Here is an 11,925-nt window from a genome sequence, read left to right on the forward strand (position 1 = left end):
TCGGTCGGCGGCAGCGCCGGCCAGGACGGTGCGAAGGGCGGCGCGAACGGCACGGGGTCGGGCCAAGTCTCGGGCCAGGTCTCCGGCGGCCGCAACTAAACCGCCAGGGAGGCTTACAGGATCGGGGTTCCTCCGGTAACCGCGATCCGCGCACCCGAGATATAGCTGGCTTCATCGGAGGCCAGCATCACGTAAACCGGCGCCACTTCCTTCGGCTGGCCGGGCCGCTTCATCGGCACCTGCTGGCCGAAGGATTCGACCTGGTCGGGCGGCATGGTGGACGGAATCAGCGGCGTCCAGATCGGCCCCGGCGCCACCGAGTTCGCCCGAATGCCTTTCTCGGCCAGCAGCTGGGCCAGGCCCGCCGTGAAGTTCGCAATGGCGCCTTTGGTGGTGGCATAGGCCAGCAGGGTCGGCTTGGGATTGTCCGAGTTGACCGAGCTAGTGTTGATGATGGACGAGCCCGGCGCCATGTGCTTCACCGCCGCCTTGCAAAGGTGGAACATCGCAGTGATGTTGACCTTGAAGGTGTAGTCCCATTCCTCGTCCGGGATCTCCTCCAGCGAATCGTGGCTCATCTGGAAGGCGGCGTTGTTGACCAGGACGTCGATGCGGCCGAATTCGGCCACCGCCTTGTCGACGATGGCGCGGCAGTGGGCCGGATCGGCCAGGTCGCCCGCCATCAGGACCGCCTTGCGGCCGGCTTCCCCCACCAGGCGCGCGGTCTCCTGCGCATCCTCGTGCTCGTTCAGGTAGGCGATCAGGACGTCCGCGCCTTCGCGCGCATAGGCCAGTGCGACGGCGCGGCCGATGCCGCTGTCGCCCCCCGTGATCACGGTCGCCTTGTCCCGCAGGCGTCCGCTGCCGCGGTAGCTGGACTCGCCGTGGTCGGCCGGCGGGTTGAGGGCGCCTTCGACGCCCGGCGGCTCTTGCTGCTGCTTCGGCTGGTTCATGGTTCACTCCGTGGTGAAGGTTCAGGACGTGCGCATGCGCGTTTGCGCCGGCCGCACGCCGGCGTGTCCGGCGGGCGCGGGCTGGTCCTGCAATTCCTGCAGCAACAGGTGCTGCGGCCTGGGAGCCGTCGAGATGCCCAGCTCCGCGAACATGCGCATGGCGTCCAGGTTGATCGCCTGCTGCGTGTCCATGTAGAGGTTGTAGTCGGTGTCGAGCATGGTGTAGACCACCTCGTACTCGATCCAGTTCTGGTCGACCGTCTTGAGGTGGGCGCGGTCGAAGCGCAGCTTTTCGTGCTTGCCGATCAGTTCACCCAGCGCCTGGGGCACGCGCGCCGCCAGCTCGGGCGGCGTGGCGGGACTGGCGCGCAGTGTGAACTGGATGCGGCGGGTGCTCATGCGCCGGTAGTTGAACACGGTATTGCGCAAGAGCTCGGCGTTCGCGATCACGATCTGCTCGCCGCCCAGGGCGCGGATGCGCGTGGTCTTGAGGCCCACGTGTTCGACCGTGCCGGAAAAATTGTTGACCGAGATCGAGTCGCCCACCTCGAAAGGCTTGTCGACCGCGATCGACAGCGAGGCGAACAGGTCGCCCAGGATGTTCTGCACCGCCAGCGCGATCGCGATGCCGCCGATGCCCAGGCTGGCGACGAAGGTGGTGACGTTGATGCCGAGGTTGGACAGCAGGGCCAGCATGAAGATCGCCCACACGCTGGTCTGCAGCACCCAGATCACCAGGGTATGGGCGACCGTGACCTGTTCGTCTTCGCGGCCGTGGCTGTGGGCGCGGAAGTAGCGGCGCGCGCCGACCCGGATCGCGCGGTGCAGGTAGAGCGCCAGCTGGATACCGAGGGTGAAGAACCACAGGTGGCCGAGGCGGGTGTTCCAGGGCGGCGGCAGGTCGAGCACCGAGAGGCCGATCAGGATCGAGGTGACGAAGATGGCCAGGGTGCTGGTGCGGGCCAGGGTCCGGCTGAGGACTTCGGCGACCGGCCGGTGCGCGCGCTCCTCGCTCAGGCGGGACAGGCGCTTGCGCACCAGCAGCAGCACGCCATGCATCGCGAAGAAGCTGAGGATGGCGGCGCCCAGCGCGAACAGGGCATTGGCGGGAGAAATGTCGAGGGAAGCGATGAAGGCGGAAATACGCAAACTGGACTCCTTTCCGGAATGCCTGCGACGCCGGCGCCAGCTCGACAGGCGCCGGACGGCAGGCAACAAGAGAGGGCGGGCGCCGGCAGCGGCGCCACGCGCGCGGCCGCGGGATGGAAGCGCGGCCGCGGATCAGCCGCGGCCGGCCGGGGCAAGGAACCCGGGCGCAATGCCCGCGTAACGAATCAACGGCGGGCGAGGTGCTGGCGCACGGCCTCGGCACTGGTGCCGACCTGCTGCACGGCGCGTTCCAGCTCTTCGCGGCTCACGCCCAGCGCTTCGGTCCAGTGGCGTACTTCCCATTCCTCGTGCACATTGATGCGGGCACGGTCCTGCGGGCCATTGTCTTTCAGATTGTCAGACATAATTGCCTCCTTTTCATCATGAGTCTGGCGCCAGAGTGCCAGCGTGCGCCCAGGTCTTCCGTTCGGTGTTTCACGCTCGGACCGCTTTTTGCTTGGGCGCCCGGACCACCGGGAGGGTCGGCGCATGCCAGCCGGCCCGTTTTGAGGTAGGCTTACACTATCGCTAAGTATCACTAAAGCAAGAACGAGGAGGACACCATGGCTGCACCCTACCAAACCGCCCAGCCCGAACGCAGCGCCATCGATGCGACGCCCGGTATCGTCGCCCTGGATTTCGGCGCCAACTGGTGCGGCTACTGCCGCGCCGCCGAGCCGGCCATCGACCAGGCGCTGGCCGACTATCCGTCCGCGCGCCACGTCCGCGTCGAGGACGGACCCGGCCGCCCGCTGGGCCGCTCCTTCCGCATCAAGCTGTGGCCAACCGTCGTGGTCCTGAAGGACGGCCAGGAAGTGGCGCGCGTGGTGCGCCCGGATACGGCCGACGAGGTGCGCATGGCCCTGGCCCAGGCGGGCAACGCATGAGCCTGGCTGCAAGCAAGGCACCCGCGCCCGCCAACAAACCGCGCACCGTCCTGTTCGCCAGCCTGATCGGCACCACCATCGAGTTCTACGACTTCTACATCTACGCCACGGCCGCGGTGCTGGTCTTCCCGCGCCTGTTCTTCCCGGCGGCCGACCCGGCCGCGGCCACCCTGCAGTCGCTGGCCACCTTCGCCATCGCTTTCTTCGCGCGCCCGGTGGGTTCGGCCGTGTTCGGCCACTTCGGCGACCGCATCGGGCGCAAGGCCACCCTGGTCGCGGCGCTGCTGACCATGGGCCTGTCCACGGTCCTGATCGGCCTGCTGCCGACCTATGCCGCGATCGGCACCTTGGCGCCGCTGCTGCTGGCCCTGTGCCGCTTCGGCCAGGGCCTGGGCCTGGGCGGCGAGTGGGGCGGGGCGGTGCTGCTCGCCACCGAGAACGCGCCGCCGGGCAAGCGCGCCTGGTACGGCATGTTCCCGCAGCTGGGCGCGCCGATCGGCTTCTTCCTGTCCGGCGGCACCTTCCTGCTGCTGGGTGAAGTGCTGAGCGACGCGGAATTCTTCAGCTGGGGCTGGCGCGTTCCCTTCCTGGCCAGCGCGCTGCTGGTCATCGTCGGCCTCTATGTGCGCCTGAAGATCACGGAAACGCCGGACTTCCAGAAGGTGCTCGACCGTAACGAGCGGGTGCGGATGCCGGCGGTGGCCGTGTTCGCGCAGCACGGCCGCGCCCTGGTGCTGGGCACCCTGATCGCGCTCGCCACCTTCGTGGTGTTCTACCTGATGACGGTGTTCGCGCTGAGCTGGGGCACGACAAAGCTGGGCTTCTCGCGCCAGCAGTTCCTGCTGCTGCAGCTGTTCGCGGTAGTGTTCTTCGCGCTCACCATTCCGCCTTCGGCCCTGCTGGCGGACCGCCACGGCCGGCGCACTGCGATGATGCTGGTCAGCGCGGGGATCGCCGCCTTCGGCCTGCTCTACGGGCCGCTGTTCGGCGCCGGGACCTTGCTGTCGGCCGGCGTGTTCATGGTGCTGGGCATGTGCCTGGTCGGCTTTACCTACGGGCCGCTCGGGACCCTGCTGGCCGAGCTGTTCCCGGCTGAAGTCCGCTACACGGGCGCCTCGCTCACCTTCAACTTCGCGGGCATCCTGGGCGCGTCGCTGGCGCCCTACGTGGCGACCTGGCTGGCCACCAATTACGGCCTCGAGTACGTCGGCTACTACCTGAGCGCCGCGGCGCTGCTCAGCTTGCTGGCCCTGGTGCTGGCGGGTTCGCAGCCATCCGGCCAGGCCCCGGCCCAGCCCGCGCCGCCTTGAGCGCGCGCGGCTTCGCCGGCTTGTCCGCGCGCGTCCCGGGTCCGGGCGACGCGGACTTCCTGGCGGCGCTTTACCTGTCGACCCGGCCCGACCTGGGCGCGCTGCCGGTGCCGCGCGCCGTGGTCGAGGGCATCGCGCGCTACCAGCAGGCGTTGCAGCGCGAAGCCTATGCCCGGGCCTGCCCGCAGGCGGAGGAATGGATCGTGGAAGACGTGCAAGGCCCGGTCGGCCGCCTGGTGCTCGACCGCAGGCCGGGCGAACTGCGCGTGGTCGATCTCTCGATCGCGCCGCGGGCGCGCCGGCGCGGCCATGCGCGCAGCGTGCTGCTGGCCTTGCAGGAAGAAGCCGGGGAGGGCGGCCAGGCGCTGGCCTTGCGGGTGCGCGCCGACAATGCCGGGGCGCGCAGTCTGTACGCGGGCCTGGGCTTCCAGGCCTTGCATGACGAGGGCGCCAGCCGGGAACTGCGCTGGCGGGCCCCTCAGAAGGAATAGACCATCGTCAGCGAGGTCTGGGTATCGGTGTTCTTCTTATCGGTCGGCACGCTGGTATCGTTGCGCACGCTGAAACCGGCCTTCATCTGCATGGTGTCGTTGATCTTGGTGCTGAGCGAGGTCTCGGACACCGAGTGGGTGTTCGAGGTGCCTTTCTCGACGCTGACGGTCTGGGCGAAGAAGGCCGAGGGGCTGACGCGCCAGCGGAACTGGGCCGCGCCGCGCACCGTCATGCCGTTCTCGTCCTCGCCGGTGGCGCGCTCGCCCGTGAAATAGCCGGGACCGATCTCCACGTCGAGGGTCTTGTCGGCGGCGTCCAGCCAGCGCGAGCCGTGGCCGATACCGATGGTCGAATAGCGGGTGTAGGCGCCGAAGCGGTCGTTGACGTGCGAGCCCAGCACGAAGGCGCGGCGGCCGGCGCCGACCAGCTTGCGCGAGGCCTTGGCCGACACCGCGTAGCGCTCGGCCGTGCGGCTGCTCTGGCGGTTGCCGTCCTCGTCCTCGTACTCGTCTTCCTTGAAGAAGCCGCTCAGGACGAACTCATGGCGCCACGAGGGCGTCTCGTGGCTGGCGTCGATCTTGCCGGTCACCGAGGTGCCGGTGGTGTTGCCGGAAGTCGAGATCGCGCCCAGCTCCGCCGACGTGAACCAGGCGCCGTCCGGCAGTTCGGCGGGCTTGACGACGGTCAGCGGCGCGTGGACGTTGCCGACATCGGGCAGGTCGGGAGCGGCGGCGGCCATGGCATGCACGGCCAGGAGAGACACAAAGATCGGGAGTGATTTCATCGGCATCTGTGCGGAGGCCGCATTGCGGCATTCGGCAACGCGGCGAGCCTTCCGGCCCTCAATGGTGAACAGGCGCCGCGGCCGGAGCCGCGGCAAATCAGCGACATTGTATCCCAAAGGCAGCGCGATGCGATGCTTTGGAGCAGGTCGAAGTATCCCGTAAAGTGTGAAATGTGGCGTATTTACGGTCAAAGAATTTGCAATTGCTCGGTTGCAATCGGTAGAATTGTTACAGAAGTTCGGACGGCGGCATTGGGCTCGCCGACGCCTCGAGGATTGTCCAATCGCCATGATCACCCCACAGGATGGAACGGCGCCCATGCAGTTGTCCGATTCCATGTCCGAACCCTTGCCCGGGTTTTCGCGCCTGCCCGGCGTCGCCGGCGACAAAGACTGGCGCAGCACGCCCCTCGGGCCGCCGTCGGCCTGGCCCGACGAGCTGCGCGCGGCCGCCGGCATCTGCCTAAGCTCGCAGTTCCCGCTGGCGATCGCGTGGGGCCCGGAATTGGTCTACGTTTATAACGACGCCGCCGTCAGCGTGTTCGGCAACAAGCATCCCTGGGCCATGGGCCAGCGCGTGATGGACGTCTGGCCGGACGCCTGGCCGACACTGCAACCCATGCTCGAATCCGTGCTGCGCACTGGCCTGGCCGTGCGCAACGACGACCTGGAGCTGCCGATCGACCCGTATGGACAACTGGTCGAAGCCTATCTCACCTTCTCGTACAGTCCCATCGTCAGCGCGCGGGGAACGGTCGGGGGCGTTTTCATCGCCTTCATGGAAACCACCGAACGGGTGCTGGCCGAGCGCCGCCAGCGCACCGTGTCCGACCTGGCTACCGCGGTAGCGCGCGGACGGCGCAGCGACGACCTGCTGATGCGCGTGCGCGAAGCGCTCGACTTCAACCGTCGCGACCTGCCGTTCACCGCGCTGCTGCGCGCCGGCGCCGGCGGGCGCCTGGGCTGCCTGTTCGCCACCGGGTACCTTGGCGAGCAGCTGCCCGCCGCCTCGGCGTCGACCCTGGCCGGACTGGCGGCGCTCGCGATCGAGAGCGGCGAACCGGTGCTGATGGATGCCGCGCGCGCGGTCGAGGCGCTCGGCGTCAGCGGCCCCTGGCCGGAAGCGCCGCGCCAGATGCTGGCGATACCGTTTCGACCGGGCGGCCAGGATGCGCCCGGCGGGGTGCTGCTGGTCGGGGTCAACCCGCGCCGGCAGCTGGACGCCGCCTACTGCGCCTTCTTCGACCAGGTCGGCGGCCATGTCGCCCACGCGGTCGCGGTGGCCGAGGCCGACGTCGCCGAACGCGAGCGCATCGCCGCCATGGCCGAGCTGGAGCGCAGCCGTTCCCATTTCTTCGCCGGCGCCAGCCATCAGCTGCGCACGCCGCTCACCCTGGTCCTCGGCCCGCTGGGCGCGCTGCTGGACGGGCAAGGCGCGCCTTTGGCGCCGGAAGTGCGCGAAGCGGTGGAGATGGCCGACCGCAACGCGCGCCGCCTGAACAAGCTGGTCAGCTCCCTGCTCGATTTCGCCCGCATCGAGGCCGGCACCTTGCCGCTGGTGCTCGAACCGGTCGACCCTTCGGTCGCGACGGCCGAGATCGCGGCCCTGTTCCGCGCGCCGGTCGAGGCGGCGGGGCTGCGTCTGACGGTCACGAGCACCCTGGAGCCGGGCCAGGCGATGCTGGACCGCGACATGTGGGAGAAGATCGTCTTCAACCTGCTGTCGAACGCCTTCAAGTTCACCCGTGAAGGCGGCATCGCGGTGCGCCTGGGCGGAGGCGGGAGCTGGATCGAGCTGGAGGTGGCGGACACCGGCATCGGCATCGAGGAAGAGGAAACCGCGCGCGTGTTCGGGCGCTTCTACCGCAGCCGCAGTGCGGAGGCCGCCGGCGGAGACGGCGGCGGCGTCGGCCTGGCCCTGGTGCGCGAGCTGGCGCGCCTGCACGGCGGCGACGTGGCCCTCGAAAGCCGGCGCGGCATGGGCAGCCGCTTCACGGTGCGCGTTCCCTGGCGGCGTCCGGCGCCGGGCGGGGCCATGCGCCAGCCGCCCCGGCCGCAGGCCCAGGTGATGCGGCGCGCCCAGTTCCGCGACGAACTGGAGCGCTACGAGATCGAGGGGGCGCCGGCCGCGCTGGGCCGGACCGAGGCCAGGCAGGGCGCGCGGGTGCTGGTGGTCGAGCGCGACGAAGACGTGGTGCGCTATGTGGCGCGCCTGCTGCGCGACAGCTGCGCGGTGTCCTCGGTCGCGGGCGCCGAGGCCGCGCTGGCGGCCTTGCGCGGCGCCGCGCCCGACCTGGTCCTGGTCGATGCGATGCTGCCCGGCGCCGGCGGCCTGGACCTGGTGCGCCGTATCCGGCGCGACCAGGTGGCGGGCGCGGTGCCGCTGCTGGTGTTGTCGGCGCGTTCCGACGAGGAAGCGCGCCTGGAAGCGCTCGACGCCGGCGCCGACGACTTCATCGCCAAGCCCTTCAGCGGGCGCGAACTGAGCGCGCGGGTGCGCTCGCACGTGCAGATGGCGCGCGTGCGGCGCGCCGCCTTCGAGCGGGAAACCGCGCTGCGGCGCGAAATCGCCGGCTTGCGCCACGACCTGGCCACGGTGCTGGACGGCACCCGCGACATCGTCGTCAGCCTCGACCGCGAACTGCGTGTGGTGGCCCTGAACGACGCCGCCGCGGCCGGGAGGCCCAAGGCGGCGGCGGTCGGCGTCCCGCTGGGCGAGCTGATTCCCTGCCTGCCCGGCAGCCCCCTGGAGCGGGCCGTGCGCGACGCGGTCGGGGCGCGCGACACGTCCGCCGTCGAGCACCTCGACCGCGAGGCGCACCGCTGGTACGAAGTGCGCTGTTACCCAGCGCCGCACGGGGTGCTGCTGTTCGCCACCGACATCACCGGGCGCAAGCTGGCCGAAGAGGCCCAGCGCGAAGCGCACGCCGAGCTGGAACGGCGGGTGGCGGAGCGCACCGAGCAGCTGCGCGCGGCCAGCGGCCTGCTGGGGGCGGTGTTCGACCGCGCGCCGGGGGGCATCGCGCTGAGCGACCGCAGCGGCCGCATCGTGCACGCCAACGCCGCGTATGCGGACGTGGTGGGCCTGGATGCGGCCAGCGTGCGCGAGCGCTCGCTGCAGGACTGGATCGAGCCGGCGGGCATGGAGCGCCTGCACGCCGGCCGCGAGCGCCTGCTGGCGGGCGAGGCCGATTCCTTCGAGGAAGAGGTGCGCTACCGCTGCCCGGACGGGCGCAGGCTGTGGGTGGCCCACTTCGTGTCCCTGATCGCACCGCTGTGGCAGGGCGACCGCTGCTTCGTCACGATCGCCCGCGACATCACCGCCCGCAAGCGCGGCGAAGCCGAGAGCGAGATCGCGCGCCAGGAGCTGCGCACCCTGTACGAGCGCCTGCAGACGGTGCGCGAGAACGAGCGCAAGGCCCTGGCGCGCGAGGTGCACGACCAGCTCGGCCAGATCCTGTCGGCCGCCAAGATCGACATCAAGCTGCTCGAGGACGACCTGCGCGATCAGTCCCGGCCGATGGTGCGCGGCGCCATCATCGGCGAACTCGGCTCGGCCAGCGCGACCCTGGAGCGCGCGATCGGCCTGGTGCGCGCGATCGCCACCGAGCTGCGCGCGCCCGAGCTCGACGAGCACGGCCTGTACGCCGCCATCACCTGGCACGTGCACGACTTCGAGCGCCGGACCCGGATCGCCTGTCACGTGAGCTTCGAACCCGCCCGTCCGCATCCCTCGCGCCCGGCCTCGGCGGCGCTGCTGCGCATCCTCCAGGAAGCCATGACCAATGTGCTGCGCCACGCCCAGGCCACCAAGGTCTGGGTCAGCCTGGAGCGGCGCGGCCATCTGCTGGTGCTGCGCGTGCGCGACGACGGTGTCGGCATCCCGCGCGCCCAGCTGCGCCGCGGCGCCTCGCTCGGCCTGCAGGGCATGCGCGAGCGCGCCGAGCTGGTCGACGGCAAGCTGCTCGCCGGCCCCCTTGCGCCGCGCGGCACCCTGGTGTCCGTGCGCGTTCCCCTGCATTCGAAAAGAGAAAAAGGATTCCGACCATGACCAGTCTCGTCATCGCCGACGACCACGAACTGCTGCGCGAAGGCGTCAAGAAGATCATCCGCTCGGCCGCCGGCCTGCGCGTGGTCGGCGAGGCGGCCGACCTGGAACAGGCCTTGAAGCTGGTGGAACTGCACCAGCCCGACGTGCTGGTGCTCGATATCTCGCTGCCCGGCCATGACGGACTGGAAGGGCTGGCCGAGGTGCGCAGGCATTTTCCGCAGCAGCGGGTCGTCATGCTCAGCATGTACGGCGAGGAGCGCTATGCGGTGCCGGCCCTGAAGGCCGGGGCGATGGGCTACATCACCAAGACCATGGCCGCCGAGGAGCTGGTCAAGGCGATCCGCAAGGTGATGGAAGGCGGCACCTACATCGGGCCGCGCCTGGCCGAGCTGCTGGCCGAGGAGGCGCGCGCGCCCGAGGGCGGCGCGCCGCACGAGCGCCTGACGGCGCGCGAGAACGAGATCCTGACCCTGATCGGTTCCGGCTTGCAGATCAAGCAGGTGGCGGCCGAACTGGGCATCAGCGTAAGTTCCGTCAATACCTACCGGCTGCGGATCTTCCAGAAGATGGGTCTGCATACGAATGCCGCCCTGATCCGTTACGCGGTCCAGCACGGCTTGGTTGGCTAAATGGCAGTAGAGTTGCTGTTCGGCAACGCATTTCTCCAAAACTATGTCGTTAAATTCACGACAGGGATTGTCAAATATATGACATTCGGGCTGGGCCCCCAGTCCATATTTACAGCGACTTTATCGTTTTAAATCAGTCGTTTATGAAGATCCATGCAATCCGCATGCGCTCCCTGGGCGAGGCGCGGTCCGACACACTCCAGGTAGGCACAGTGTTGTAACGCCGAGGACTTGGGTAGGATTTTAACGTTAATTGTCCTGCGTCAATGCGCAGCTGGAAACGTCATTTCGGCTGTCCTCGCGCTTGTACCAACGTAGAGCCCAAGCAGCATGATGCGACTGATCGAATTCGAATGCGGCGGCCAGCGGCTCGGGCTTCCGCTGGACTGCGTACGGCGCGCCGTACCGAGCGCGGAACCTGCGCCCTTGCCGGGCGCGGGTCCGATCGTGCTTGGCGTGCTGAACGTGGCCGGCGAGATGGTGGCGGTGGTCGACGTGCGCCGGCGCCTGGGCCTTGCGCCGGCGCCGCTCGATCCTTCCCAGCAGATCCTGATCGCGGAATTGTCCGGCTTCCTGGCCGGCGTCGTGGTCGATCGCATCATCGGCATCGGCGAGCGCGATGCCGCGCGCCTGTTCCCCGCCGAAGTGGGGGCCGCTCCTTACGTGAGCGGCATGGTGCGCCTCGAGGATGGCCTGTGCCTGGTGGTCGAGCCGTCCCGCTTCCTGTTCGAGGACGAACGCATCGCGCTGGGCGAAGCATTGGGCGCCGCGCCCATGGGAGGCTCCGATGCCGGCGCATGATACCTTCGAACGGGCCGTGCGCCGCATCGAGCGCGAGACCGGGCTGCATTTCAGCGGCGCGCGCCGCGGCGAGCTGCCGGCCGCCTTCGCGCGCATGGCGCCGGAGGCCGGCCTCGCCGGCGCCGGGGCGCTGGCCGCCTGGCTGGCCGACGGGCCCTGGGACGCCGCCCGCACCGCGCTGTGCGCGCGCCACCTGACCATCGGCGAAACCTATTTCTTCCGCGAGCCGCGCGGCCTGGACCTGCTGTGCGAAGTGGCCAGGGGCAGGTTGGCCGCCGATCCGCAGGCCGGCCTGCGTGTCTGGAGCGCAGGCTGCGCCACCGGCGAAGAGCCGTACACCATCGCGCTCGCACTGCGCATCAACGTGCCCCAGCTGGCGCCCGAGCGCACCGCCATCCTCGCCACCGACCTCAACCCGGCCAGCCTGGAGACGGCGCGCGCCGGCATCTACCGTGAATGGTCGTTCCGCCGCACCGCGCCGGTGCTGCGCAGCGCCTGGTTCAGCCGCACCGAGGCCGGCCATTACCGGCTGCGCGAGGAGGTGCGGCGCCAGGTGCGATTCGCCCAGCTGAACCTGGCCCAGGCGCCGTATCCGCCCGAGACCGCCGCCATGGACGTGATTTTCTGCCGCAATGTCCTGATGTACTTCTCGCGCAGCCAGATGCGCGAGGCAGTCGCGCGCCTGCGCGACTGCCTGGTCGAAGGCGGCTGGCTGGTGGTCAACCCGAGCGAAGCCTCGTCCGAGCTGTTCGCCGGCTTCACCCCGCGTTTCCACCCGGACGCGGTCTTGTACCGCAAGGACAGCACAGCGAAGGCGGCCGGCGTGCCCGCGCCCGCGCGTGCCCGCCTGCCGGACCCCAGGCCGGCGC

At 69.7% G+C, this 11,925-nt stretch carries 11 protein-coding genes; 7 read left to right on the forward strand and 4 right to left on the reverse strand.

Annotated elements, in window-relative coordinates:
- Window positions 1-113: 113 nt before the first annotated feature.
- The 3 genes from KBW95_RS23995 to KBW95_RS24005 form a co-directional block, all read right to left on the reverse strand.
- Complete coding sequence (locus KBW95_RS23995; RefSeq protein WP_211527080.1) at window positions 114-953, reverse strand: glucose 1-dehydrogenase; 840 nt, start codon at window positions 951-953, stop codon at window positions 114-116.
- Window positions 954-974: 21 nt separating this feature from the next.
- A complete protein-coding gene (locus KBW95_RS24000) occupies window positions 975-2,102 on the reverse strand; it encodes a mechanosensitive ion channel family protein (protein WP_211529527.1) in 1,128 nt (375 codons plus the stop codon).
- A 185-nt stretch (window positions 2,103-2,287) separates the two neighbouring features.
- Window positions 2,288-2,467, reverse strand: coding sequence for a DUF3606 domain-containing protein (locus KBW95_RS24005; protein ID WP_211527078.1), 180 nt, complete (start codon window positions 2,465-2,467; stop codon window positions 2,288-2,290).
- 198 nt (window positions 2,468-2,665) lie between these two features.
- Here KBW95_RS24005 and KBW95_RS24010 point away from each other — a divergent pair, with 198 nt between their 5' ends.
- From KBW95_RS24010 to KBW95_RS24020, 3 genes are read left to right on the forward strand one after another with little or no spacing between them, the layout of a single operon-like run.
- A complete protein-coding gene (locus KBW95_RS24010; RefSeq protein ID WP_211527077.1) occupies window positions 2,666-2,989 on the forward strand; it encodes a thioredoxin family protein in 324 nt (107 codons plus the stop codon).
- Complete coding sequence (locus tag KBW95_RS24015) at window positions 2,986-4,299, forward strand: MFS transporter (RefSeq protein ID WP_211527076.1); 1,314 nt, start codon at window positions 2,986-2,988, stop codon at window positions 4,297-4,299. The genes KBW95_RS24010 and KBW95_RS24015 overlap by 4 nt, the downstream gene beginning before the upstream one ends.
- Window positions 4,296-4,790, forward strand: a complete 495-nt coding sequence (locus KBW95_RS24020) for a GNAT family N-acetyltransferase (protein WP_211527075.1) — start codon at window positions 4,296-4,298, stop codon at window positions 4,788-4,790. Before KBW95_RS24015 ends, KBW95_RS24020 begins: the two co-directional genes overlap by 4 nt.
- Here the strand turns inward: KBW95_RS24020 and KBW95_RS24025 are convergent.
- Window positions 4,778-5,575: a YdiY family protein gene (locus KBW95_RS24025; RefSeq protein ID WP_307727533.1), complete on the reverse strand. Its 798-nt coding sequence runs from the start codon at window positions 5,573-5,575 to the stop codon at window positions 4,778-4,780. The genes KBW95_RS24020 and KBW95_RS24025 overlap by 13 nt on opposite strands.
- A gap of 289 nt (window positions 5,576-5,864) precedes the next feature.
- Here KBW95_RS24025 and KBW95_RS24030 point away from each other — a divergent pair, with 289 nt between their 5' ends.
- From KBW95_RS24030 to KBW95_RS24045, 4 genes are all read left to right on the forward strand, one after another.
- Window positions 5,865-9,626, forward strand: coding sequence for an ATP-binding protein (locus KBW95_RS24030; protein ID WP_211529528.1), 3,762 nt, complete (start codon window positions 5,865-5,867; stop codon window positions 9,624-9,626).
- Entirely contained in the window at window positions 9,623-10,255 is a 633-nt protein-coding gene (locus tag KBW95_RS24035; RefSeq protein ID WP_211527072.1) for a response regulator transcription factor, read from the forward strand. Before KBW95_RS24030 ends, KBW95_RS24035 begins: the two co-directional genes overlap by 4 nt.
- Before the next feature lie 330 nt (window positions 10,256-10,585).
- Entirely contained in the window at window positions 10,586-11,056 is a 471-nt protein-coding gene (locus KBW95_RS24040) for a chemotaxis protein CheW (protein WP_211527071.1), read from the forward strand.
- A partial coding sequence (locus KBW95_RS24045) for a protein-glutamate O-methyltransferase CheR (RefSeq protein WP_211529529.1) occupies window positions 11,043-11,925 on the forward strand: 883 nt, incomplete at its 3' end. The genes KBW95_RS24040 and KBW95_RS24045, both read left to right, overlap by 14 nt.

This window comes from Massilia sp. ZL223 (genome assembly GCF_018119395.1).
GTDB lineage: Bacteria > Pseudomonadota > Gammaproteobacteria > Burkholderiales > Burkholderiaceae_D > Telluria.

Coding starts and splice junctions, on each gene's coding strand:
- KBW95_RS23995 (WP_211527080.1), bottom strand. CDS start 953: ATGAACCAGCCGAAGCAGCAGCAAGAGCCGCCGGGCGTCGAAGGCGCC.
- KBW95_RS24005 (WP_211527078.1), bottom strand. CDS start 2,467: ATGTCTGACAATCTGAAAGACAATGGCCCGCAGGACCGTGCCCGCATC.
- KBW95_RS24010 (WP_211527077.1), top strand. CDS start 2,666: ATGGCTGCACCCTACCAAACCGCCCAGCCCGAACGCAGCGCCATCGAT.
- KBW95_RS24015 (WP_211527076.1), top strand. CDS start 2,986: ATGAGCCTGGCTGCAAGCAAGGCACCCGCGCCCGCCAACAAACCGCGC.
- KBW95_RS24025 (WP_307727533.1), bottom strand. CDS start 5,575: ATGAAATCACTCCCGATCTTTGTGTCTCTCCTGGCCGTGCATGCCATG.
- KBW95_RS24030 (WP_211529528.1), top strand. CDS start 5,865: ATGATCACCCCACAGGATGGAACGGCGCCCATGCAGTTGTCCGATTCC.
- KBW95_RS24035 (WP_211527072.1), top strand. CDS start 9,623: ATGACCAGTCTCGTCATCGCCGACGACCACGAACTGCTGCGCGAAGGC.
- KBW95_RS24040 (WP_211527071.1), top strand. CDS start 10,586: ATGATGCGACTGATCGAATTCGAATGCGGCGGCCAGCGGCTCGGGCTT.